Below are 24,536 nucleotides of genomic sequence, written 5' to 3' on the forward strand. Positions count from 1 at the left end.
AATCATGACCAGCCAAACCTTAGTATTTTCCCTTGATGCACAGTCATTGGAGAGGATCGAGCAGAAGTTTCAGGAAAAGGTACGTTTTGCAGAGGCCCGCAAATCAGAGTTGTTTCATATCTTTCAACAGGGGCTAACGGAAGAAGAGACCTGGGCATTGAAGTATATATATGCCTATATGCCGGTAAACGACATGGCTGATTATAACGGGGACCTGTTCTTGAGCCATGTGCGCCAGGCTTTGGATATCCGCAAGCGTGTACCTTGGGGAGCATGCGTTCCTGATCATCTGTTCCTTCATTTTGTGTTGCCTTATCGGATAAATACGGAAAATATTGAAGATTTCCGCGGTTTGATATATGACGAATTAGCCGAGCGGACAACGAAGTTATCCATGGCCGATGCCATTCTGGAGACCAATTACTGGTGTCATGAGAAAGCGACCTATATCGGCAGCGATCTGCGTACGATATCACCGCTGACGATGATCCGGAATGCTCGTGGCCGATGCGGCGAAGAATCCACGTTGGCGGTGGCCGCTCTTCGCAGCATCGGTATACCTGCTCGCCAGGTCTACACGCCGCGTTGGGCGCACTGTGACAGTAATCATGCCTGGGTAGAAGCCTGGGCAGATGGTCAATGGTATTACATCGGGGCATGCGAGCCGGAAGCTCGTCTGAACCAGGGATGGTTCAGCCCGCCAGCCCGCAGGGCCATGCTGATTAATACGAGGATCTATGCCGACTATCCCGGACCAGAGGATATTACGCTCTCCGAGAAGGGATTTACCGAAATCAACTTGCTTGAGAACTATGCGCCAACGCGAACAGTCTGTGTGAAGGTGAAAGATGAGCATGGAGAGCCCGTACCCGGAGCGAGCGTCCGCTTTGAGTTGTACAATTCGGCTGAATTCTATCCGATTGCCGAAATTAGCACGGACGCACAAGGGGAAGCTGCTTTTAAGACAGGTTATGGCGACCTTTTGATTCGTGCGGTCAGTGGCGGCAAGTGGAGTGAAATCCTATTCAAGGCTCAGGAAAGCGAGCTTGTAGAACTTGTATTGGACTCGTCAGAGCAGCCCACAGGGATCACAGATTTTGATATAGTTCCTCCTCCGGAAGGGGAGGGAGAGGTAGTGATTGCATTACCGGAAGAGAAGATCCAGATTCACAATCGTCGTCTGGAGGAAGGGGCGCAGACCCGGAGCGAGTATGAGGACACATTCCTGGGTGAGGAGGAAGCGGTCTCGCTGGCTAAAGTGGTCGGACTGCCCTCAGTACGTGTATGGGCTATTCTCGAGAAAGCAAGGGGGAACAGTTGTGAAATTGCAGCTTTCCTAGAGGAATGTTCCAATTCATACGGTGAATGGCCGCTCCGGTTGCTGGAGTCGATGAATGAAAAAGATTTAACTGATACCTTTCGCCAGACGCTGGATGATCATCTAGTCGGTGCGCTCTCGCAACAAGGATCATGGTCTGAAGGTACGTTTGTGAGATACATCCTGTGTCCGCGGATTTCCTATGAGATGCTGGTTCCTTATCGAGGCGTATTCCAGAATGCCTTTTCGGCTGACAAAGCAGCAGCGTTTAGGGAAAATCCTGCGATGCTTCTCCAAATGCTGGAACAGGAATACGAATACTATGAAGATCTTCCTAATCTAAAAGGCAAAGGGAATCCGATCGGGACGTTTAGTCTGATGAAGGGCGATGCTCAGTCGCTGGATATTTTGTTTGTGGCTGTATGCCGCAGTTTGGGTATTCCGGCACGATTACATCCGAGTGCACAGAAACCACAGTACCTAAGTGACAGAGGCTGGGAGGATGCGTTTAGTCTCACTTCAACTCAAACTCAGGAGAGCACAAGCTGGGGAATGCTCCAACTTTGTAGGGATATAAAGGCTTCGCAGGATACACCTGAAGCATCTTATTTCGAAAATTTCTCGTTTGCCCGTCTGGAAGATGGTGTCTACAAGACGTTGATTTATCCTTATGGCAGTGCGGATGTCTATAGCGAGCCATATGAGGTTGAACCAGGCGTTTATCGCTTAACGACAGGCATTCGCCTGAAAGATGGAACCGTAAAAGTGCGCTTCGTTTACTTTACCGTGAACACCGGAGATACAACTGAGGTTGTATTGACTTATCGCGAGACTGAGGTTGATATTCCTGTACTGGGTAAACTGGTACCAGGAAGCATACTGACTCGTCTGAATGGTTCAGAGGTAGAGCTGGAGGAACTTCTGGGATCCGAGGGTGCCATTGCTGCCTGGATTGAACCGGAGCGTGAACCGACCAAACATCTGCTTCGTGAACTTTGCGAGCTGGCAGAGCCACTGGATAAGCTGGGTATACCAATCGTACTCATGATCGGAGATGTGGAATGGAACGCTGCCTTTGACCCTGCTGGTTATCCAAAGCTGCCTGTACGCACGGTTTTTGTACGAGATTCCAGTTATGCTTCCTTGTCGGGTTTCATTTCAAAGCCTGCGGCTTACGAAGCGGGTTATCCGCATCTGTTCGTGCTGGATGCTCAGCATCAAATTCGGTATTTGGCTTCCGGGTACAAGATCGGTACAGGGAAGGAAGCCCTGCAGATTGCTGCTGCGATATCTCAATCATCGAACGGATCGGAGTGAAGAGAATGACGAAATATATTGCTGTAGGTTATGCCGTGGATTCAGTTCTTTCCAACATGACACATGAGGATCTGTTGAAGTTAACACATCTGAACGTAGCCTTCGGACATGTTAAGAATGATGAAATCACCATCGAGCATTTAAAGAACGGTCACGTTATCCGGAACATGAAGCGGGAGCATCCGAATCTTACGGTACTGCTGTCTGTTGGCGGATGGAGCGCTGGCGGTTTCTCAGAGGCTGCCTCAACCCGGGCGGGGAGGGAAAGCATGGCTGCATCTGCGGTCCGGGTACTGGAGGAATACCCTTTTGAGGGGATTGATCTGGACTGGGAGTATCCTTGTTATGGTGAAGCTGGTATCGCATCCAGTCCTGATGATAAACGGAATTTTACGTTGTTACTCAAGACGATGCGGGAGTCACTGGATGCCAAGGGAGCCGAGGAAGGTCGTCATTATCTGCTCACCATTGCGGCAGGGGCTGACCAATACTACGTAGACGGTACAGAGATGGCTGAGGTGCAGCAGTACCTGGACTACGTCCAGTTGATGACCTATGACATGCGCGGTGGTTTTCAGATTCTGACCGGGCACCATACGAATCTGTACACGCCAACAGGAGATTTGTTTCGAATCAGTACGGATGCTTCTGTGAACCTTTTTGTTCGCGCTGGTGTTCCGAAGGAGAAAATTGTGATCGGTGCTGCGTTTTATTCCCGGATCTGGACTGAAGTTCCTGATCAAAACCACGGGCTCCATCAAATGGCTGGCAGCACAGGCGGCTACGGTCCGTCATTTGCCGAGCTGGAAGCGAAGTACATTAACCAGAATGGTTACACTCGTTATTGGGATGAAGAAGCCTGTGCACCTTTTCTGTTTAATGGGTCCAGCCTAATATCTTATGATGATGAAGAGTCGATCCAATGCAAATGTGATTACGTAAAGGAACAAGGTCTGGCCGGAATCATGTTCTGGGAGTACGGCTGTGATCCGACCCGCCGTCTACTGGGTGCTATACATCAAGGGCTGCAGGATCTTCCGGCTGGGAAAATAGGATAAACACCTCAGGGAGCCGACGGGTCAGATGATGTATATGGACTAAAAACATACGAAGGGGCCGTCCTATAGTCATGCTCATGACTTATAGGACGGCCCCTTGTTTGCGTTATTTTGGTCTATTGAATCTGGCACATGTTATTCGCTCTCATATACACTGTTTACTGTTCTGAGATGTAACCATCACAGAGACGATAGCTCCATTTAGCCAATACATTCCTCGTCATCATCATCCGGGGAATCGGCGGAGCCGTTGGGACGGTGCATTTTACGGTATTGCCCTGGGGTATAACCCGTCTCTTTCTTGAATTTGCGGATGAAGTTTGGTGTATCCAGGTAACCGACACGCGTGATGATATCTTTTAACGGATCGGTAGTATGCAGCAGTAGTCGGATGACTTCATCCATCCTTTTCTGCCAAATGTATTGGGTAAAATTCATACCGATCTTTTCTTTGAAGGAACGGCTGAAATACGATGAAGAGATCGTGAATTTAGATGAGATCGTACCGAGACTGAGGTCATAATCCGAGAAGTTGGCATCAATATAAGCAACGATTTCATTCATCATGGAGCTTTCTTCCGTTTCGCTCTTTGCCTCGACATGGGCGCAGATTTCGGCGGCAAGACCTGTCAGTTTTTTCTCCAAATCCTCCAGTGAGTCATAGGATGTGATTCTTGGGAGTTGATTAACCACATGATGCATTCCAAGCTCCGAGGCGGTTTTTAGCATGGTATTCAGAATATCAAAGCAGATGCAACGTAGCAGTGGTACCGACGGCATTTCGGCTTTCAGGTTGTCTAACGCGGTCGACACCATCTGAACCGCCACATCATAGCTACCCTGTTTTAAGCTCTGAACCAGCTTCAGCAGTACATCTTTAGGGACCCAGAAGGAAGAATCCGGTTCACTAGAACCGGAAAGCGCGTTGAAGAAGGTACTGCTGCCTTGTCCGTGCAGCATGGATGCTTCCAGTGCGGTCGATGCCTCGATGTATGATTGGTTCAGCTGCGATGGAGAATTGTAGCTGTTGCCGATCCCGATTGCGGGAGCGACTCCGACGTGATCTGCGACCATCGATTGTAGTGATTCAACAATAGATTCCATACGAGTATTCAAGTTGGATTCATGGCCGACTTCGGCATCACATCCGACGATGAGAGCCATTCGGTCTGCTTGAGGGAGCTCCACGCCGTAAGCATATGCAGAGATCTCTGGCAATTCCACTTCGTTCATTAACTGAATGGCAGTTCGCTGCTCAGTGTTATCACCGATAGGGAAAGCATGCATTTCCCAGCCCATAATCATGACAAAGTAATGGGATCGGTTGAAGCGTATACCGAGCTTGTCGGTAAACTCAGAGGGGAAATCTCCGGTATGGCCGTGCTTCAGCAACATAAGCAAAATATGATTACGAGCGTAAGGCTCCTGAAGATCCACGCGCTGACTATAATCGTGCAGTGTTTTCTTGATCCATTCCAGCTCATTGGTGGTTGAGGGCGGATCAGGATCATTTTTCAACCGGATGAACTCCATTAAGTCTGAAATCGGATGGTATTGTCTTCGGGCCAACATAATAGCGAGGAACGTGCCCATCACCACCATGAAGGAGAAAACAAGAACAACAAAGGTGCGAATATGGACAATCCGGCTAAAAAATTGGTTGCTGGGCATAGCGGTTACATAAGTCCAGCCCGCATCCGATTTAACGGATACGACTGAATGCGGTTCCTGGTTTAAGGAGATGCTGTGCGTTCCGGGCTCAAGTGCAAACAGAGCACTGACTTCCTGTTCGGTAATAATTTCTCCTTTGTAGTTGGCTGCCAGAACTTGCCCGTAATTATCGAAAATATAAGTCATTCCGTGATAATCACTGAGGATGGTATCAATTAAGCCCGTCAGATTGGACTCGTGAATCAGGTACATGACGGTTCCATGGGCGGGCGTATTGTTAGGCGCAATCGGTACAAGGTAGGCCAGCATGGAGTTGGGTATTTTGGTTCCTTGAACGACCTGCTCCGCCGGTCGTATCGTGGGAGACTGCACGTTATTCAAATCCTGGATCATGTCCGCTTCATTCCATGTATTAAATTTGTAGCGGCCAGTAAATACATTCAGATTTTCAGAGCCTTGAGAAGAGTAGATGTTATCATCTCCTCGGAAGAATAGGAACAGCTCATCAATAATGGAACTGGTGGCTTTGTATTTGACCAATGCGCCAATCGATTCTCGGCTATAGTACGGATGGTGGGTCCAATACCGCGTTAACTGCTCATCGTAGGCGATGCGAAACGCGATGTCTTGCAGTTCCTTCATGCGATCATCAATGACAGTTTTGGCTTGAGTGAGCTGGTTGACATTGGTCTGTTCAATCTCTGAACGGAGCGTGTCCACAGCGTTGTGATAAATAATGATGGTTAAAATAACAAGAGGGATCAGGAAAATGGAGATATAGGATAGTGTGTACTTAAGCAGAAGCTTGGACTTGAAGTGATTCCATTTCATATCTGCAACCTCCCGTTTATCTTTCGTGCTGCAGCGATAGCGCTCTCATATGGACAGTGAAGGTATTGCCAAGACGGGAGCTGCTGGGGTGTTCCTTCTAAAAATACTAGGAGAACTTCTCTAATAAAGCAATGGTTCTTTTATAAATTTCAGAGCAAATATAAAGAAAGATATAACGATAGCAAAATCCCCTCGAAGTTCACTCATTTCCTTATGCTACCACATAAGGCTTTTCAGAGAGTGTCTACTTTAAGGGGATAAATTTTAGCTGATCATATATTATATTTTTTATTATTGAATATAGGAGTTAAAATGATAATTCTTCCAGAGGTTCATAGTCGAACCAATCGAAACTTGCAGGGGTGCGTTCCCCCGATGGATCGTAGGCATACATAGCTACAATAACACCTGTGAAACCACTTGCTACTTCGGTAGATAACAGATGGGTTTCCCCTGAACCTACTTCGATGGCATCGGATGAGCCTTGCTGGTAGAGGAACGTAAAGTGATTACGGTCGGCCTTGATCTGTAAAACAACCGGACCCTTCTCACAGTCAAGCATCTGTACAGTTCGTAGAGAACCGACAGTTCGCCGTAGTATGATTTTTTTCTGGCCGTTGATCTGTGTTACAGCCAAATCGTAATGATATTTATTATTCATAAATACGGTTAAACCAGCTTCACCGCCGCTTGCACTTGGCTCATAATGCAGTTCGGTCGCCATGTTACATAAGAAATGGCTCAATCGACGCCCGACAAAGGATGGATTTCTTCCATCATCGAGCGAAACCGGATGACCCCGCAGGATGAGTTGCCCGGGATTTACTGTGAGCGTCCAACTATCCGGAGCCGGGTTCCGCAGGAAGATCCAGTTCATGTTCAATGTTGGTTCCTCAAAATGATCCCGGATAGCCTGATGCGACCAGGGGTGCTCAGGCAACGAAGGTCTAGTCATCTCCGGCTCAATATGTCCGTGCACACCAATCATCGGCCAACCGCCATCCGTCCAAGTGACGGGTGCCAGGAACGTTTCGCGTCCCAGATGGTGTCGCATGGGGTAACCTGCGGGACGAAGGCCCAGACATACGGCCCACCAGCTTCCATCCTGAATCTGGACAAGATCTGCATGCCCGGTTGCATGGATACTGGATTTCATGCTGCGATTGGACAGAATCGGATTATGAGGACACGGATCAAATGGTCCGTATGGATTTGCACTTCGAGCAATGGTCTCCATATGACCATACTCGGTTCCACCTTCGGCGATCATGAGATAGTAGAGGTCGTTTATTTTGTACAAGTGGGGAGCCTCGGGGGCCGCGCCTCCGGTTCCTCTCCATATCAATCGACTATTGGTCAGTCTGGCTCCGGTTGTGATGTCTATCTCGCACTGATAGATACCTTCGCCTTCATTGCCATTACAAGCAGTTTGAAAGTATACACGTCCATCATCATCAAAGAGGAAAGAGGGATCTATGCCGTCCTGATCAACAAAAATCGTAGCAGACCACGGTCCCTCGGGCTGGGTACTACGTACATAAAAATTTCCGCCGCCGCTTACATTGGTTGTTGTCATATAGAACCAGCCATCATGATACCGGAGTGTTGGAGCATAAATGCCGCCAGAGCTGCCCGCGTTCGCTAGAGGGAGCTGTTCTGTGGTAGTAAGGACATGGCCGATCTGTCGCCAGTTCACAAGGTCTTTACTATGAAAAATAGGCACACCCGGAAAATATTCAAAGGTACTGGTCACCAGATAGTAGTCTTCGTCTACACGACAGATGCTTGGATCGGGATAAAAACCCGGAATGACCGGATTGGTATATTTCATCATGTTATGCTCCTATTCATTGTGAGAGTTTAGTACGAATCTGGACATGTTAGAGAATCCTTGCTACAAGGCGAATTATAACGGTTTTAAGGATATTAAACCTTGATTTTTCGGTCCTGGAATAGCATGATATAGACATTCAGCCCAACAATGTTCGTGGAGGGGAATGCTTTTGAGTAATGCCTATTTGAGATGGTTTACTTCAGATCATCAACAATTTCCGTTTTTCATTCAGTATGGTGGACACGTTGAGGACATGGAGCTTCATAATCATATGGATTTTACGGAACTTGTGATTGTTCTGAATGGTCATGCAACTCATGTGGTGAACACCGAGGAATTTTTTATTAAAAAAGGAAACGCGTTTGTCATCAATGGTGACACCCATCATGCGTATAAAGACCCTCATGATTTTAGGATCTGTAACGTGATGTTCAGTCCCGAGATGCTTGCTTCGGCTGGGCCTGATCTCAGGAAATCCAACGGCTTCCAGGCACTGTTTGTTTTGGAACCGTTCTATCGCAATACCCACTCATTTCCGAGTAAACTGGCGTTATCCATTTCCAGTCTGGAGTATGTCGAATCGTTGATATCGTTCATGATTGAGGAGTATCACAGTAAACAGCAAGGCTATCAGACGATGTTGATCTCACGTCTAACGGAGATGGTTGTATATTTGTCGAGGCAATATGATACGCAGGAAAAGGGCATTGAGGGCAACAATCTGATGCATCTGGCGAATGCCATTTCATATATTGAAGATCATTATCTGGAGCCATTGTCGCTGGAGGACATTGCGGGGAAGTCGAACATCTCGATAAGGCATCTGAATCGGATTTTTCGATCCTATTATCAGATGACTCCGATCTCTTATCTGCAGAAGTTGCGTCTGGAAAAGGCATGTCATTTATTGAAAAACGGGAACCTGTCCATTACGGAAATTTCATATGAATGCGGATTTAACGACAGTAATTATTTCACCCGTCAATTCAAGAAAGCCTATGGCAAGTCTCCCAAAACATACAGGCAAAATCATTAATATGGGAAACAACAAAACAGGGCCTCCGCATAGGGAAGTCCTGTTTAATGTTTTTCAGAGACACGCTAATAATCCAAAAGCCGTCCGTTATCATGCCACTGACCGTACATTTTATTTTCCTTCGTATTGGTTATGAATTTGTCCAATCGACTCTGGAATAATGCGGGCTGCTGTTTCACACTTTGGATCGTATCGATCCGAATCTTTTGATACAGAGCAGGGAAGGCGATGAAATTCGCATAAACCTGCTGATCCTCTTTCAGCCTTTGTTCGATTACACCATCGATAATGAAAGCATTCGGGTCCATAACAGGAAGAACCTTTCTACCTTCGTCATGCATGAAGCCCAACTTTTCAAGACGGCGGACACGTTCCTTGTTCAATTCAGTCCAAGAGCTTCGTTGGCTTCGAGGAGACAATCTCTGTGCTAATTGGGTCTCGGATATTTTCTTTTTGATTCCATCGATCCATCCAAAGCACAGCGACTCTTCAACCACGTCCAAGTACAGCAGGGCATCCGAAGTTGGTTTCATGCTTACGATGACCCAGCAAGATTTCTGGACTTTTCCGTGCTCTTGCAACCAATTTCTCAATTCATCCCTCGATGTCACGGGGATACAATGTACATTTTCCATCGAATCGTTGTCTATACTTGAGCCGGTTCTTGATACCAGAATAGAGAATAGTCGTTCATGATGGAGGCGTGCCCCAATTGACGCAGCATAGTAGATACATTGCCCCGGTGGTAGGTCCCGTGATTTACCAGATGGAATACCATTTCCGATAAACTGGTTTCGCGAACTCCGGCAAATGGATTATCGAGCAGAACGGTTTGCTCCAGATCAGCTTGGCCCCGTAACCACTCACTGTATTGTGCTGACAGGTCGGTAAAACATTGAATGTACTCACCCACAGAACCGTGAATTTCACTATTGAGAGGTATGCATGCTTGCAGTGCCTCGGGCATACCTGTGCCAGTTAACACCAGGTACCACATCTTATCCACTGCATAGATATGGCTGAGTGCATGAGCGATGGTTGGAAACGAACTATTCACTTCCTGACTCAGTACGGAAGAGGGCAGTTCCTTGATTCTGCTCAGGATGGTTTGGTTGGCCCATGCGTGATAATTATACATTTGTACCGGATGATTCATGGATGATCGTCTCCTTTAATTTGGGGGTGGATTGGGTTAACTTACTGAGATAATTATAAAAAAAGAAGTATGACAACAGCGTGTCATACTTCTTCATAGAGGTTAAGTGCATTTCGAAGTTGTTCTTTCAGAATGCTTCGTAATTCAATCGGTTCAAGCACCTCGGCGCCACTGCCCAAACTGAGTAGAAACGACCATAACCACTTGGCTTGTAACGGCTGATGGACCTGGATGCGCATCGTCATACTTCCATCCTCGTGAAATTGCTTATCTGCCTGTTGAAAATGATCCATGGCTTCCGATAGCGATTCCGGTTTCACTCGAAAAACAACATCACTAATCTGATCTTGCCATGATGGATCTGACACAAGATTCTCTTGAGGAAGCTCAAGATGTGGTTGAAAGTGTTCCGATGTCAGGTGCACATTCATCATCCGGGACAGTCGGAATTCCCGATAATCCTGCCTTGTCTGGCAAAATCCATAAACATACCAATTACGATATTTAAAATGAAGTCTTACCGGTTCCAGCTGGCGGGGAGTATGTTCATTCTTCGTATTGATGTAGTCAAAACGCACAACCTGATGCTTCGTAATTCCTGTACGGAGATTAGGAAGGGCATCAGGTTCTGTTCGACGTGTCTCCAAATCCACGGATAGACTTGAGGTCTGATGCTCCGGTCCAATGGTTTGCAGACGTTCAATCGTTCCCTGTGCACGCGCGTCTTCAAAGACGGTGGAGAGACTGCTAAGGATCGTAATCAGGGCATCGACATCATACGAACCGAGCAAGCTTTTATCCATTTTGTATCCGTCCATCATGCCGTAGCCACCTTTAAGTCCCTGATGGGAGACAACCGGGAAGCCAGCTGCGCAGATCACATCAATATCCCGATAGATCGTTCTTGCGGATACCTGAAACTCTTCCGCCAAGGTGGAGGCAGACAACACTTCGTGGTTCAACAGTTTGTATATGATTGAGATTAATCGCTCCAATTTCAAAAGCTATCCCCGCCCGTTATTCCATTTTGTCATTCCAGGCCATTATTATATCACAGCAATATGAACCGGAAGGGAGTTCGTCAACTCGTATCCTTCTAATCCTTCGGCGGCTAAGCTTGAATATGCTCTATAGTGAGAGAAAACAAAAAAAGAGTGCTGGATCGCACTCTTTCTAAGGATACATTATTGTTGTGTTGAACCGATATCTTGGCAGTTCTGTCGAGCCTTTATTTCGAGATTTTAGTCAGAGCTGGCTCTACTACTCTTCTTGCACATTATAGAGAACGCGAGCAAGCAGATTCTGTCCATAGTTGCCAAAGTTTTTGCCGAAGATCGTCAAGCCCCGTTTGTTCAAAGGGCCATCGGTAACTGCAATGCGGAAGTGAATATCGCTTTTGTAATCCAAACCAATTTGGTCCAGTGTTACGTCCGAGATGCGACATCCGTCGATATAGCTGCCTTCCTGTGTGATCCGGATTAGCTTCAGCATGCCGTACTGATTGAGATGGGGAGGCCACCATTCCGGGTTGAAGGTACCGCGTGTATTGCCAAAATCGCCTGGACTCGTCCAGCAGCCAATCTCAATACCATTAATGTAGAAATAAATATCCGAAGGATAATTGTCGCAAAAGCCAGGTGCCTCTGAACCCAGTTCCATCGACAACTGAATTTCGCTAAACGACTGATTCGGCTTAAGATAGTTGGGAATCCGATACTCCAGATAACCTTCAGCCAGCCAGATCATCTCCGCATCAATTCGCAATGGATCAGCAAAGTAACGCGGATCATCGAACTCTCCAACAATGCTGTCCCGGGTAGCGAGACCACATGTAGGCGCAGCCTGATAATCGCTGTAATGACCGACCTGAATTTCCACCTCGTAACGATTGTTAATCTCCTGTGAACGCAGATCAACCATTAATTTTTCCTCATTGAGATAACATATCTTCTGAATGCCATGTTTACCAACAGCGGTGTTGATCTCAATCAATCCGCTCTCTTCGAGCTTTTTGATATGCATTGTGATAGCGCCATTACTGAGACCCAGCTTAGTTGCGAGATCATTGAGATTAAGACTTTGGTTCTTGGCCAGCAGCTCGATGATCTGAATCCGGATTTCCGAACTGAGCGCTTTGAAGATATTCACACCCGACATCAGATCTTTAATATAAATCATAGGTGGATTCCTTTCCCCGTTCTGAACAAAGTCTCTTTTCATTGCAGACATTTGCACATTTATATGTTTTATTTCAGATAATTATAAATCATTCCTTCATGGAAGGGAAGGGCTGAGAAATGGAAGCCAAAACCCCTGTACATAGCGCAAATATGAAGATATAAACTATATTTTGTTCACTATTCCGGTTAAAATAAGTGTTAATCAGTTTACATATGTTTGAAATATACCATTGAAATGTAATGAAACCGCTTTTATAATCCTATTATACCTAAATTGATTCATTACTTCATGAACCTAATTAACCATTTGATCAGGAAAGGTGGAGTTCGGTTTGGAAAAGTTGAGCAATGTGAAGAGGTTTAAGTGGAAACGGTTGGCTTTACCGGCATTACTTGTGATGGTATTACTACTGGCAGGTCAGTCAAAAGCTTTGGCGGCGTTCTGGAATCTGACCGGAGATACCGCCGTTCATGATCCATCAATTATCAAAGAGGGAAGCTCGTGGTACACCTTTTCAACCGGCCCAGGTATTCAGGTATTGAAATCTGATAATGGATCGTCCTGGTATCGTGTTCCACAAATCTTCTTAAGCAAGCCATCCTGGTGGGCTTCTGCTGTTCCGGGACAAAGTGGATTGGATGTATGGGCACCAGACGTAGAGCAGTATAACGGAAAAGTATGGCTCTATTATTCCATCTCCACCTTTGGCTCCAATCGGTCTGCGATTGGTCTTGCGTCTGCCAACAGCATTGGAGCAGGGCAGTGGAAGGACGAAGGATTGGTGCTTCAGACTACGACCGCCAATAATTATAATGCGATTGATCCGAATCTGGTCATTGATGCTTCAGGCAACCCATGGCTGGCCTTCGGTTCTTTCTGGAGCGGTCTGAAGATTGTCAAGCTGGACAAAAACACGATGAAACCGACAGGAAGCATAACTTCCATTGCTGCGCGTCCGAATAACGGGGGGGCTATTGAAGGACCAAGTGTTGTATATCGTGGCGGATACTATTACCTGTTTGCTTCAATTGATTCTTGCTGCCAAGGGGTAAACAGTACCTACAAAATGGTCTATGGGCGTTCGACGAGTATTACAGGCCCTTATGTGGATAAAAACGGAGTGAATATGCTGAATGGCGGCGGAACGATATTGGATACAGGCAACGTGAAATGGAAAGGTCCAGGTGGTCAGGACGTGTACAACGGCAATGTCATTGCACGACACGCCTATGATGCAGAGGATAATGGCAATCCGAAATTGCTGATTAATGACTTGCTGTGGGACGCGAATGGCTGGCCGATGTATTGATTTATTTTATATAAATATAAAATGTTTTATAAAAGTGTTGACTAAAGTGATCTGGATTTGATAAATTTAACAACAGAAATCCTATTTCATCCAATTGAATACGGTTACAAATCCAGATCAGGAGGGGTTCAGATGGTAAAGAAAAAGAATTGGGTCACATTTATGCTTCTTATGCTGGTAAGTGCGCTGGTACTTGCAGGTTGTGGAGGTAACAGCGGCGCGAGTGGGGACAAGGAGTTAACGTTTATGTTCCGCGGAGGTACAGACGAGCAGAAAGCTTACCAGGCGGTGGTCAAGAAATTCGAAGAAGATCATCCGGGTGTGAAAGTCAAAATCATCGTAACGGCTGCGGATCAATATGCAACCAAGCTGAGAGCGGCAATTACAGGCAACAGCTTGCCTGACGTATTCTACATCAATCCGGGCGATGTGAAAGCGTATGTGAACAGTAATGTGCTGATGAACCTCACATCGTATATTGAAAATAATCCGGATGTTGATCTTGATAATATCTGGAAATACGGCGTGGATCTGTATCGTTATGATGGCCAAATGGCAGGCCAAGGTGATATCTACGGTATGCCGAAAGATCTGGGGCCATTTGCACTGGGCTACAACAAGACTTTGTTTGAAAAAGAGGGCATTCCATTCCCTGACACGGATAAACCATATACATGGGAAGAGTTCATCAAGGTGAACCAGCAAGCGACCAAGGATACCAATGGAGACGGTAAACCGGATGTATACGGTACTGGATTCAACGTACAGTGGGCCCTGCAATCCTTTGTATGGAGCAACGGTGGCGACTGGCTGGATGAAACCAAAACAAAGGTAACGATTGATGATCCGAAATTCGCTGAAGCACTGCAGTTCTTCGCGGACATGCAGAACGTATACAAAATCACACCTTCTATTGAGGAAGCGCAAACATTGGATACGTACCAACGCTGGATGAAAGGTGAAATGGCTTTCTTCCCTGTAGGTCCATGGGATATGAGCACATTTGAAAAACTGCCTTTCGATTATGATTTGCTGCCTTTCCCTGCGGGATCGACTGGCAAATCGGCAACGTGGATCGGCTCTCTGGGCATTGGGGTATCGGCGAAAACGAAATATCCGGAAGAAGCGGCAGCATTGGTGAACTACCTTACGGCTTCGAAGGAAGGCATGCAGCAACTGGTAGATGCCAAGGTACAAATCCCGAACTTGCTTGATATGGCAGACGAGTGGGCCAAAGATACATCCACGAAACCAGCCAATAAGCAAGAATTCATTGACATCGTAGAGGATTATGGCCGGGCTCTGCCAGGTAACTACACGTACAATGCGGAATGGTATGACCTGTTCTTCACGGACATTCAGCCGGTATTGGATGGCAAGATTACAGCCGCAGATTATGTGAAGCAGCAGCAACCGAAAATGCAGAAGCTGCTCGACAAAGCGGTTGAACAGGAAAAGAAATCTCAGAATAAGTAGATAGGAAAAGGCGATGCCGGCGGCCAGCAATCATGCTGCTGGCATCGTTCTTATTGGAGCTTATTGGATTCCATACGGGCATGTGGCATTCGTTGATCGACAAGTTCAATCGAAGGATGCCACATGCTGATACTAGAAACAGGGGTGAACGCCGTGATTACGAAATCGAGTTTGTATCGCAAAGAGATGCTGTACGGATATCTGTTTATTTTGCCTCCGATTCTTGGGTTGCTAATCTTTGTCATGTTCCCGTTCCTCTATTCCCTCTATGGTTCCTTTACCGATTGGGATGGACTGGGACAGATGAATTTTATCGGTTTGGCCAACTTCAAGGATCTGCTCACGGATGACCTCTTTTACAAAGCGATGTTTAATACATTCTTCCTGATGCTCGGTATCCCGATTGGTCTGTTGTTGGCTCTATTGCTGGCAATGGGTCTGAATCGTAAAATTCCCGGCACAACGACATTCCGTGTGATCTATTACATTCCGGTTATTTCTTCCCTCGCTGCGGTGTCCATCATGTGGAACTGGGCATACAACGGGGATTACGGTCTGGTCAATCAGTTCCTTGACCTGTTTGGTATCAAGGGTCCAAACTGGCTCGCGAATAAAGACACGGTCAAACCCGCTCTAATTATTATGACGATATGGAAAGGTCTCGGATACACGATGTTATTGTACTTGGCGGCACTGCAAAGTGTATCACGTACATACTACGAAGCGGCTGAGTTGGATGGAGCCAATGGGTTCCAGATCTTCCGCAACATCACCTGGCCTATGGTGAAGCCAGTTACCTTTTTCCTCATTGTTACAAATATCATTGGTGGTTCCCAGATCTTCACCGAGATGAACATTATGACGCCTACGGGTGGTCCTGAATATTCTTCGGCATCAATCGTCTTCTACATTTGGCAGAAAGCCTTCGGTAACTTGCAGATGGGTTATGCCTCAGCGATGGCCATGATTCTGGGTATTTTCATTTTTGTCATTACCCTGGTGCAATTCAAAATGAACGAAAAATCAGCCTATGATGGGGATTGATTGTCAAGGAAAGGAGTGAACCGGAGATGTCTTACAGTCAAAAGAGGAAATTAACGAACTCGATCATCTTTATCGTACTCGCGATCGGTGCGATTGCGATGATTGCACCACTGATCTGGATGCTGTCCACTTCATTGAAGGAGAAGCAGGATGTGTTCGCGCTTCCGCCTGTGTGGATACCTGAAGTATTCCAATTTGGTAAGTATAAAGAAATCTGGGAAGCTGGTCCGCTGCTCAGCGGGATCAAAAACAGCCTTATTGTTGCGGTGAGTGTAACGGTGGTGGGTACATTTACGTCCAGTATCGCTGCCTTTGCCTTTGCCAAATTAAGATTCCCGCACAAAAACAAGCTGTTTCTCGCGTTGTTAGCATCCATGATGATTCCTTATCCGACAGTCATGATCCCGCAATTCATCATGTTCGCGAAGCTGGGCTGGGTGGATACATTGTTGCCACTGATTGTTCCAGGCCTGTTCGGTAACGTAATCATGATCTTCTTCCTTCGTCAATACCTGCTTAGTGTACCTGATGCGATTATTGAGGCGGCCAAGATTGATGGAAGTTCCTACTTCCGCTTGTACTCCAGTATTACGTTCCCGCTCATCAAACCGGCGATTGCTGCACAGCTGATTCTCTGGTTCATGGGCATCTGGAACGATTATCTGGCACCGATTATCTATCTCAATTCACCGGAGAAGCAGACACTACAGCTGGTTATCGCGAACTTTAACGCGACGTATGCGATTCAAACCGATTACCCACTTATTATGGCAGCGTCCATTGTAGCCCTGTTGCCGGTATTAATCATCTTCCTGATCTTCCAGAAGCAGATTATTGAATCGGTTGCCATTTCGGGAGTGAAGGGATGAATCAGCGGAAGAGATTCCGAGGGTGGATATTTTCGAAGAGAGGGGTTGTTGCTTCCATGTTGCTGATGCTGATTGTTGGAGCTACGGGTTGTTCTGGAGAAAGAGCAGGAGAAACGGTGTCCCGTCCCGTCTTTCCTGAAGCTCCTCAAGATACTCAGCTGTATGACACATCCATACTGGATGATGAATCCCGTTGGACGGTAAACAATGCGCATGATCCAGCTATTATCAAAACCGATCAGGGATACTACGTCTATTCCACAGACGTTCGTGTAGCAGGAGAAGCGAAACCCGGTGTCATGGTACGAAAATCAGATGATCTGATTAACTGGACATGGGTAGGTCAGGCTCTGCCCGGTATTCCGCAAGAAGCGCTGGATTGGACAGGTGCAGTCAATCTGTGGGCACCGGATGTGATCCAGGTTGGCGATACCTATCGGATGTATTATTCGGCTTCTTCTTTTGGCAGTACCCAGTCGGCCATTGGTCTTCAGACATCCTCATCTCCCGAAGGTCCATGGACAGATGAAGGACTGGTTGTGAAAACTTCTGCGAATGAACAGGACAAATTAAATGCCATTGATGCTAATCCCATCGTAGATGCCGAGGGCAATTCGTGGATGGTATATGGTTCATTCTTTGACGGAATCTACATTTTGCCACTTGATCCAGACACCGGGAAATTCAAGGACGAGGGTTATGGTACACGCATTGCCGCTCGGGATCGTGCTACCGAAGAAGGTGCAGTCGAAGGTCCTTACATTGTGTATAACCCGGAGTTCAAAAAATATTATCTGTTCGTCTCCTATGATTCCTTATTCGAGGACTATAACGTGCGGGTTGCGCGTGCTGATTCAATCACAGGGCCGTATACGGACATAAACGGCATGAACATGCTGGATACCGAGCATCTGCCTCAATATGAGATCGGCACCAAAATTCTGGGCGGGTATCGCTTCACGGAAGGCGAGGGCTGGGTTGCGCCCGGACATAACTCCGTTCTGAAGGACGGGGACGATTATTACATCGTGCATCATGCGCGGGGTGAGACGGATAAAAACTGGCCATATCTGCATGTACGCAAAATGTTATGGACCAAGGACGGATGGCCTGTAGTTTCACCTGAACGTTACGCTGGTGAGAAAGCACAGGACATTCCGAAGTCCATGATAGCCGGGGAGTGGGAAGGCATGGCGCTTGACCCGTCCGTAGACGGGCAAATTCAGGCCGTGCCATATACCCTAACGGGCAACGGTAAAATTCAAAGCGAAAACGGTTCAGGAACCTGGACGTTTGATGGTAAACAAACATTGACACTAAAATGGAAAGAAAGCCCATGGGGCGGCGCTTCTACGGAAGAGCTGAAGCTGCTCCCGTCCTGGGACTGGGAGCGAAGCCAGCCTACGCTAGTGGTAACAGGCCTCGATGACCACGGCGTGGCGGTCTGGGGCAAGCAAATCAGCGCAGCTGAGGAATAAGGCGGCGGCCAGCGAGCTACCGCGCCGATGGTGCACAAGGAGTGAGGGGGAGGAAGGAGCCGCAGGAGCGAGTTTGGCATTCGATTTCAACCGCCAAGAGCGGTGGAAAGAGAAATCGGAGGACAAGAGAGCACCAAGGCCCTACCACCCCCGAACGTCCGCTGTGTATGCAAGCTGTCCTATTAAGGTGCGCTAACACAGATAGACACTCAAGATTTATCTGTGCTGGCCTATGTCTGAGACCAATCATGCACTAAATATGGGGAGAGTCGACCCTGCGAAGCGGTCGACCCCATAAAACCGAGCCAAAAATAAGGCTCGGAGTGAGGCTGTAACCCAGCGAGCGCGAAGAGAGCGAGCTACTGAACCAAAGGTGCACAAGCAGTGAGGGGGAGGAAGGAGCCGCAGGAGCGAGTTTGGCATCCGATTTCAACCGCCAGAAGCGGTGGGAAAAAGAAATCGGAGGACAAGAGAGAACCAAGGCCCTGCCACCCCCGAACGCCCGCTGTGCACTCAAATAGCTCTTCTCTTTTCTGCATCGTACACACAACCTCAACTCCGAGCCACCACACACATTTGAAAGGGGAGCATTCCCATGACTGATTCCATTACTTTTACTAATCCTATCCTGGAGCAGCGTGCTGATCCGTGGGTGTACCGTCATATGGACGGTTACTATTACTTTTCCGCATCCGTACCAGCCTTTGACCGGATTGAGATCCGGCGAGCAGAGACGTTGGAAGGATTAAGAGATGCCGAGCCAGTAACGGCTTGGACCAAGCGTGACACAGGGCCAATGAGTGCCAACATCTGGGCACCGGAAATTCATTTTATCGATGGCAAATGGTACATACATTACGCTGCGGCTCACACCAGTGAGACCAACGAAGGCTTGTTCGATCATCGGATGTATGTTCTGGAGAACGATTCTGCGAATCCACTTGAAGGAGAGTGGGTAGAAAAAGGGCAGATTTACACCCGGTGGGAATCATTCGCGCTGGATGCAACGACCTTTGAACATAAGGGAATCCGCTATCTGGTGTGGGCGCAGAAAGATCCTGATATTGTGGGCAACTCGAACCTGTACATTTCCGAAATGGAAAACCCGTGGACGCTACGAGGTGAACAGGTCATGATCTCTACGCCAGAGTACGATTGGGAGATCATCGGCTTTAAGGTCAATGAAGGAGCAGCCGTGATGCACCGAAATGGAAGATTGTTTATCGGCTACTCAGCCAGCGCGACTGATTACAATTATTGTATGGGTCTGCTCACTGCAGATGAGAATGCCGACCTGCTTGATCCGGCAAGCTGGGTAAAATCACCCGAGCCGGTATTCCAGACTTGTGAAGCGAACGGCCAATACGGTCCGGGCCATAACAGCTTTACGCTATCACCGGATGGCAAGACCGATATTATGATTTATCATGCGCGTAATTACAAAGACATCGAGGGTGATCCCTTGTATGATCCGAACCGTCACGCTCGTGCTCAAGTGATTCATTGGCGTGAAGATGGCACACCTGATTTCGGTGTTCCGGTTCCAGATGGCAAAGCAGTAGCAGAAGCGAAATAAGAGATAGTGAAACCTTAAATACGAGAGCCCTTAGTTAGCGAGTGATGCTGATTAAGGGCTCTTCTGTATGTGAACGATAAGATAGAACGGCCTAAGTATCGATGTCTTGGATATAAAACAAAGCAACCACAACGATGATTTTTGCGTATGAGAAAGATACGGATTACGATACACAACCTATTAGGAGGATCACATATGGATTCACGCGAAACATTGGACCACGAACTTGAACAGATTTTGAAATGGGAAAAACAACAGAAAGACTTGTTTATATGGGATAAAATCGGGCGTCTGCCGTTTGCGATGTTGGATAAAGTGATGCCTAAAGCGCTGAAACAGAAAATCGGAGATTCCCTGAATGACGTCGGTCAATATGTACAGAATGGGGGCAAGTTCCTCGTACAGAAGAAAAAAGTAGCCAAGCTGTTGCAAGAGGAAGCCGAGAAATCCGGTTATTCCATGACGGACACGACTGATCGTCTGGAACAGTATGCTGAAGCTGAGGGGACAGCGAAGATTCATAGTGTAGAGAATCTGCCACTTCAGGTGCTGGACCAGGTAGCCGATAACATTACCGAGAGTCGAACGAAGTTTGCCGCGGCTCAGGGGGCAGCTACAGGGTTCGGTGGCATTGTAACCATTGCAGCAGATATTCCGATGGTGATGGGGCTTTCTCTGAAGGTACTGCAGGAGATGGCATTATGTTACGGCTATGATCCCGATGAACCGCTGGAGCGTATCTTTATCGTCAAATGTCTGCAATTCTCTTCCGCCGATATCGTAGGCAAGAAAGCGATCATTGAAGAACTGGCAGCTTACGATGATCCAGACAAGCCCATTGAAGTGGTATCGCAGATGCAGGGCTGGCGTGAAGTTTTTAACTCCTACAGTGAATCCTTTGGTTGGAAGAAGCTGTTCCAACTCGTGCCGATTGCCGGCATGGTCTTTGGTTCAGTGAGCAACAAAAATACGATCCGTGATGTAGCCGAAGCAGGTAAAATGCTGTACAAAAAACGGCTGATCCTTCAGCGTTTGAAATAAGGTTACAGAAGAAGTAGTCTTATAGCAGAATACTTAATTGAAAGAGATGAATCTGAAATGTTAAACAAACAAGGTTTCTATGATCTTTTAGATCGCAACAATATCGTTTACGAGAGTATAGAACATCCCGCAGTATATACGATGGAGGAAATATTCTCTTATCAGATTCCACATACAGAACATATCGTTAAAAATCTGTTTCTGCGTGATGACAAGAAGCGCAACTATTATCTGGTAACGATTGCTGGAACGAAGTCAGTTGATTTGAGAAGTTTAGGCGAAAAGATACCTAGCCGCAAACTCAGTTTTGCGAGTGAGAAGGATTTGTTGGAGTTACTCGGATTGGAAAAAGGGCATGTTAACCCTATGGGGGTTCTTAATAATGTTCAGAAGAACGTAACCGTCGTCTTTGACAAGGATCTAGTCGGTCAGAAAATTGGAATTCATCCCATGGAAAATACGGCGACGGTATTCCTTGAATTTGAAGATGTGAAGGAATTGATTACAGATCAAGGTAGTAGCGTTGTCATGTGTGACGTGGAATAAAACGGGTTTAGCTAAATTCGAGAAAAACAAATATAACAAAAGGGTTCCTACCGCTCTGTAAATACAGAGTTGGAGGGAACCCTTTTGTTGTGGTCAGACTTTTTATTTACTACAAATGTAAGTTACTCTTCACTACCGTTTTCTTTGGCCCAGATATTCAGTAATTTATCGGATGGAAGCAGGAACGTGAAAATTCCGAGCAGGGGCAGAAAGCTGCACATCTGCATCACCGGTGATACACCGAAGACATCAATCCAGTTGCCCAGAACAAGTGCGCCCAAACCTCCCATACCAAATGCCAGACCTGTAATCAGGCCCGAGACCGTTCCGATTTTGCCTGGAATCAGCATTTGCGCGTATACAACCGTAACCGAGAAGCTGGATAACATAATAAAACCAATAATGGTTAGCAGTACGCCTGTCCAGAACAGATTCGCATAAGGCAACAACAGAGCAAGTGGAGCAGCTCCGGCCATGGACAGGAAGATCAGGTTACGTTTGCCGAATCGATCCGCCAAGGGGCCTCCAAAGAACGTACCCAGTGCTCCGGCAGCCAGGAACAAGAAGATATAGATCTGCGCGTCCTCTGTGGACAATCCAAAAGTATCTTTCAGATTAAACGCATAGAAGCTGCCGATGGAAGCGATATACCAGGAACGAACAAAGACGAGCAAGATCAAAAGCGTGATGGCGGCAGTAATCTTTTTACGTAAGGCAGGATTGGGTGCACGACGGGCAGCAGCCTGTCTACGCAGGTATCCTCCCGATTGCAGCATGCGTCCATACCAACGGGCGATGTAGATCTGAACTGCAATCCCCATGGCAGCAATGCCTGTAAATCCAATGGCACCAAACAGTCCAAACGGGATAAAGATCCAACGTGTAAGCAATGGGGCAAGGGATTGCCCTGCGTTACCACCGACTTGGAAGATGGATTGTGCCAGCCCACGGCGCTGACCAGCAGCCATATGCGATACCCGTGAACCCTCTGGATGGAAAGCGGCGGAACCCAGTCCGACAAAGATAACGGAAATGAGGACAGCCATATAACTGTCAGCGAAGGCCAACAGCAACATGCCGGTAAATGTAAAACCCATGCCAATGGGCAGAATGGAAGGCGTCGGTTTTTTATCTGCAAACCAGCCTACGACAGGCTGCATAATGGATGCGGTAAAGTTAATAGCAAATGAGATCCATCCGATCTGAGTATACGTGAGATGCATGGAATCTTTTAGAATCGGAAAAATGGCTGGAATAACCGACTGGATCGAATCATTGAAAAGATGGACCAGACTGATGGCAATGAGTATCCGGTAAACGGTGCTTTGGGCATCCGATTCGGGTGGGGCTTTCGAACGCGCGGCGGCGTCCTTGGTTAATGTGGATTGTGTAGACATGTACAATTCTCCTTTGGTCGCGGTCACGAGGGATCAGCGCCTGATGTTGTAATCTATGCGTGTAAGCATATTGTTACATAATAGGATAGATTGATTGGACCGACAAGGGGAACATGAGAAAACGTACATTTACAAAAGAAACGTATTACTTTAGCATCTACTGTAAGAAAATCCATATTTATGTTTAATAAGGATAGAGGAGGGATGGATATGAAATCCTTATCACCTTATGAATCCGCTAAACGTGAGTTGGTGATGACTATTTTGTATATGGCTGTAATAACGTTTCAGGCTATCTATGTAGCACCAAAATCTCTATCTGCTGCCATCGTCATATTTATCATTTTTCAGTCAATTGGTGTGCTTATGTTGAGACATTACATTAAAAAAGTCAAAGAACTAAAGAAAGATCAATCTACTTGAAAGTGTCTCCAAGCTTAGGATTGAGACACGGAGGTTCTACAGGTTTATACTAAAAAGCCGAACTTTTTAAGCTATATAAGCTGAATTAATCATTTACACGATAACGGAGAGGACAGAAAAAACCTGAAAAAGCGAAGCGTTCGCCTAAAAGCTTTCTGAAAGAAAGCTGCATCGGAAGCATACGCTATCCCCGGATTTTCCCCTTCAAGAAAGGGAATAGAAAAAAAATCTTGGGATAACAGCGATTGGAAGGTTGTTCTGTCATCGTAGTGTCAGTGTAAATAATCTTTAGTTCAACTTATTTAGCAGAGTTCGGCTTTTGGCATTCTATGATTCTATTTTATAGCAGAATGGATGAACCTCACGATTTAACGATTATCAATCGTCTCAGGGTACATATCATGATTCATCATACGATGGTCGGCCATCTGTTCGTACTTCGTTCCCGGCTTACCGTAGTTCGTGTACGGGTCAATGGAGATGCCGCCGCGCGGTGTGAATTTGCCCCATACTTCGATGTAGCGCGGGTCCATCAGCTTGATCAGGTCGTTCATGATGATATTCACACAGTCCTCGTGGAAATCACCATGGTTGCGGAAGCTGAACAGGTACAGCTTGAGTGATTTACTTTCCACCATTTTGATATCAGGAATATAGCTGATATAGATCGTTGCAAAGTCAGGCTGACCCGTAATCGGGCAAAGGCTAGTGAACTCCGGGCAGTTGAATTTTACAAAATAATCGCGGTACGGATGCTTGTTATCAAAGTTCTCCAAGATTCCCGGATCATATTCAAACGTATATTTTACGTTCTGGTTGCCCAGCAACGTCACATCTTGCATCTCTTCAGGTTGTCTCATCGCTTATTAAACGCTCCTTGTTTCCGTCAAAGCCGAAGCCTCGCGGTATATGTGAATAGGCAATCTCGCCTGTTTAAATTCTCTTATTTTTAAAGGACATTTCGTCCTCATCCCT

20 protein-coding genes are annotated in these 24,536 nt (G+C 46.7%); 12 read left to right on the forward strand and 8 right to left on the reverse strand.

Annotation, left to right across the window (positions count from 1 at the left end):
• The first annotated feature begins 4 nt into the window (after positions 1-4).
• A complete protein-coding gene (locus tag OM416_RS17675; protein ID WP_264931686.1) occupies positions 5-2,635 on the forward strand; it encodes a transglutaminase domain-containing protein in 2,631 nt (876 codons plus the stop codon).
• A gap of 5 nt (positions 2,636-2,640) precedes the next feature.
• Entirely contained in the window at positions 2,641-3,693 is a 1,053-nt protein-coding gene (locus tag OM416_RS17680; protein ID WP_264931687.1) for a glycoside hydrolase family 18 protein, read from the forward strand.
• A gap of 201 nt (positions 3,694-3,894) precedes the next feature.
• Here OM416_RS17680 and OM416_RS17685 read toward each other — a convergent pair whose 3' ends face one another.
• Both OM416_RS17685 and OM416_RS17690 read right to left on the reverse strand, forming a co-directional pair.
• A complete protein-coding gene (locus OM416_RS17685; protein WP_264931688.1) occupies positions 3,895-6,195 on the reverse strand; it encodes a helix-turn-helix domain-containing protein in 2,301 nt (766 codons plus the stop codon).
• 307 nt (positions 6,196-6,502) lie between these two features.
• Positions 6,503-8,026, reverse strand: a complete 1,524-nt coding sequence (locus tag OM416_RS17690) for a glycoside hydrolase family 43 protein (RefSeq protein ID WP_264932078.1) — start codon at positions 8,024-8,026, stop codon at positions 6,503-6,505.
• A gap of 166 nt (positions 8,027-8,192) precedes the next feature.
• Here OM416_RS17690 and OM416_RS17695 point away from each other — a divergent pair, with 166 nt between their 5' ends.
• Positions 8,193-9,065 carry a helix-turn-helix domain-containing protein gene (locus tag OM416_RS17695; RefSeq protein ID WP_397351877.1) on the forward strand — a complete coding sequence of 291 codons (873 nt, stop codon included), beginning with the start codon at positions 8,193-8,195 and terminating at the stop codon, positions 9,063-9,065.
• 65 nt (positions 9,066-9,130) lie between these two features.
• On the opposite strand, the gene OM416_RS17700 is transcribed toward OM416_RS17695, so the two are convergent.
• The 4 genes from OM416_RS17700 to OM416_RS17715 form a co-directional block, all read right to left on the reverse strand.
• Positions 9,131-9,700, reverse strand: coding sequence for a YdeI/OmpD-associated family protein (locus OM416_RS17700; protein ID WP_264931689.1), 570 nt, complete (start codon positions 9,698-9,700; stop codon positions 9,131-9,133).
• Between the two features lie 11 nt (positions 9,701-9,711).
• Positions 9,712-10,221 (reverse strand): DinB family protein, encoded by a 510-nt coding sequence (locus OM416_RS17705; RefSeq protein WP_076331899.1) that lies wholly within the window; start codon positions 10,219-10,221, stop codon positions 9,712-9,714.
• An 83-nt stretch (positions 10,222-10,304) separates the two neighbouring features.
• The gene (locus OM416_RS17710) at positions 10,305-11,222 is read right to left on the reverse strand and encodes a helix-turn-helix transcriptional regulator (protein WP_264931690.1); all 918 of its coding nucleotides are present in this window, start codon (positions 11,220-11,222) and stop codon (positions 10,305-10,307) included.
• 259 nt (positions 11,223-11,481) lie between these two features.
• On the reverse strand, positions 11,482-12,399 hold the full coding sequence (locus tag OM416_RS17715) for an ArsR/SmtB family transcription factor (protein ID WP_062832986.1): 918 nt from the start codon (positions 12,397-12,399) through the stop codon (positions 11,482-11,484).
• Positions 12,400-12,799: 400 nt separating this feature from the next.
• On the opposite strand from OM416_RS17715, the gene OM416_RS17720 reads away from it, so the two are divergent.
• The 8 genes from OM416_RS17720 to OM416_RS17755 all read left to right on the forward strand — a co-directional run bounded on the left by OM416_RS17720 (position 12,800) and on the right by OM416_RS17755 (position 21,741).
• On the forward strand, positions 12,800-13,711 hold the full coding sequence (locus OM416_RS17720; protein WP_062835909.1) for a glycoside hydrolase family 43 protein: 912 nt from the start codon (positions 12,800-12,802) through the stop codon (positions 13,709-13,711).
• Positions 13,712-13,843: 132 nt separating this feature from the next.
• A complete protein-coding gene (locus OM416_RS17725; protein ID WP_264931691.1) occupies positions 13,844-15,187 on the forward strand; it encodes an ABC transporter substrate-binding protein in 1,344 nt (447 codons plus the stop codon).
• Positions 15,188-15,340: 153 nt separating this feature from the next.
• Positions 15,341-16,231, forward strand: coding sequence for a carbohydrate ABC transporter permease (locus OM416_RS17730; protein ID WP_264932080.1), 891 nt, complete (start codon positions 15,341-15,343; stop codon positions 16,229-16,231).
• Positions 16,232-16,257: 26 nt separating this feature from the next.
• Entirely contained in the window at positions 16,258-17,100 is an 843-nt protein-coding gene (locus OM416_RS17735; protein WP_036611483.1) for a carbohydrate ABC transporter permease, read from the forward strand.
• 56 nt (positions 17,101-17,156) lie between these two features.
• Complete coding sequence (locus OM416_RS17740; protein ID WP_264932082.1) at positions 17,157-18,578, forward strand: arabinan endo-1,5-alpha-L-arabinosidase; 1,422 nt, start codon at positions 17,157-17,159, stop codon at positions 18,576-18,578.
• Between the two features lie 595 nt (positions 18,579-19,173).
• Entirely contained in the window at positions 19,174-20,154 is a 981-nt protein-coding gene (locus OM416_RS17745; RefSeq protein ID WP_264931692.1) for a family 43 glycosylhydrolase, read from the forward strand.
• Between the two features lie 195 nt (positions 20,155-20,349).
• On the forward strand, positions 20,350-21,195 hold the full coding sequence (locus OM416_RS17750; protein WP_264931693.1) for an EcsC family protein: 846 nt from the start codon (positions 20,350-20,352) through the stop codon (positions 21,193-21,195).
• A 57-nt stretch (positions 21,196-21,252) separates the two neighbouring features.
• Positions 21,253-21,741 (forward strand): YbaK/EbsC family protein, encoded by a 489-nt coding sequence (locus OM416_RS17755; protein ID WP_264931694.1) that lies wholly within the window; start codon positions 21,253-21,255, stop codon positions 21,739-21,741.
• A gap of 122 nt (positions 21,742-21,863) precedes the next feature.
• On the opposite strand, the gene OM416_RS17760 is transcribed toward OM416_RS17755, so the two are convergent.
• Positions 21,864-23,138: an MFS transporter gene (locus tag OM416_RS17760; RefSeq protein ID WP_264931695.1), complete on the reverse strand. Its 1,275-nt coding sequence runs from the start codon at positions 23,136-23,138 to the stop codon at positions 21,864-21,866.
• A 210-nt stretch (positions 23,139-23,348) separates the two neighbouring features.
• On the opposite strand from OM416_RS17760, the gene OM416_RS17765 reads away from it, so the two are divergent.
• A complete protein-coding gene (locus tag OM416_RS17765; RefSeq protein WP_264931696.1) occupies positions 23,349-23,561 on the forward strand; it encodes a hypothetical protein in 213 nt (70 codons plus the stop codon).
• 368 nt (positions 23,562-23,929) lie between these two features.
• Here the strand turns inward: OM416_RS17765 and queF are convergent, their stop codons facing one another.
• The gene (gene queF / locus OM416_RS17770) at positions 23,930-24,421 is read right to left on the reverse strand and encodes a preQ(1) synthase (protein ID WP_076331905.1); all 492 of its coding nucleotides are present in this window, start codon (positions 24,419-24,421) and stop codon (positions 23,930-23,932) included.
• Positions 24,422-24,536 lie beyond the last annotated feature (115 nt).

Origin of the sequence: Paenibacillus sp. LS1 (assembly GCF_026013365.1) — a bacterium.
Taxonomy (GTDB): domain Bacteria; phylum Bacillota; class Bacilli; order Paenibacillales; family Paenibacillaceae; genus Paenibacillus.

Bases quoted from the DNA above. Each gene is read 5' to 3' on its own strand.
- OM416_RS17675 (WP_264931686.1), top strand. From the start codon at position 5: ATGACCAGCCAAACCTTAGTATTTTCCCTTGATGCACAGTCATTGGAG.
- OM416_RS17680 (WP_264931687.1), top strand. From the start codon at position 2,641: ATGACGAAATATATTGCTGTAGGTTATGCCGTGGATTCAGTTCTTTCC.
- OM416_RS17685 (WP_264931688.1), bottom strand. From the start codon at position 6,195: ATGAAATGGAATCACTTCAAGTCCAAGCTTCTGCTTAAGTACACACTA.
- OM416_RS17690 (WP_264932078.1), bottom strand. From the start codon at position 8,026: ATGAAATATACCAATCCGGTCATTCCGGGTTTTTATCCCGATCCAAGC.
- OM416_RS17695 (WP_397351877.1), top strand. From the start codon at position 8,193: ATGCTTTTGAGTAATGCCTATTTGAGATGGTTTACTTCAGATCATCAA.
- OM416_RS17700 (WP_264931689.1), bottom strand. From the start codon at position 9,700: ATGGAAAATGTACATTGTATCCCCGTGACATCGAGGGATGAATTGAGA.
- OM416_RS17705 (WP_076331899.1), bottom strand. From the start codon at position 10,221: ATGAATCATCCGGTACAAATGTATAATTATCACGCATGGGCCAACCAA.
- OM416_RS17715 (WP_062832986.1), bottom strand. From the start codon at position 12,399: ATGATTTATATTAAAGATCTGATGTCGGGTGTGAATATCTTCAAAGCG.
- OM416_RS17720 (WP_062835909.1), top strand. From the start codon at position 12,800: ATGGTATTACTACTGGCAGGTCAGTCAAAAGCTTTGGCGGCGTTCTGG.
- OM416_RS17725 (WP_264931691.1), top strand. From the start codon at position 13,844: ATGGTAAAGAAAAAGAATTGGGTCACATTTATGCTTCTTATGCTGGTA.
- OM416_RS17735 (WP_036611483.1), top strand. From the start codon at position 16,258: ATGTCTTACAGTCAAAAGAGGAAATTAACGAACTCGATCATCTTTATC.
- OM416_RS17740 (WP_264932082.1), top strand. From the start codon at position 17,157: ATGTTGCTGATGCTGATTGTTGGAGCTACGGGTTGTTCTGGAGAAAGA.
- OM416_RS17745 (WP_264931692.1), top strand. From the start codon at position 19,174: ATGACTGATTCCATTACTTTTACTAATCCTATCCTGGAGCAGCGTGCT.
- OM416_RS17750 (WP_264931693.1), top strand. From the start codon at position 20,350: ATGGATTCACGCGAAACATTGGACCACGAACTTGAACAGATTTTGAAA.
- OM416_RS17755 (WP_264931694.1), top strand. From the start codon at position 21,253: ATGTTAAACAAACAAGGTTTCTATGATCTTTTAGATCGCAACAATATC.
- OM416_RS17760 (WP_264931695.1), bottom strand. From the start codon at position 23,138: ATGTCTACACAATCCACATTAACCAAGGACGCCGCCGCGCGTTCGAAA.
- OM416_RS17765 (WP_264931696.1), top strand. From the start codon at position 23,349: ATGAAATCCTTATCACCTTATGAATCCGCTAAACGTGAGTTGGTGATG.
- queF (WP_076331905.1), bottom strand. From the start codon at position 24,421: ATGAGACAACCTGAAGAGATGCAAGATGTGACGTTGCTGGGCAACCAG.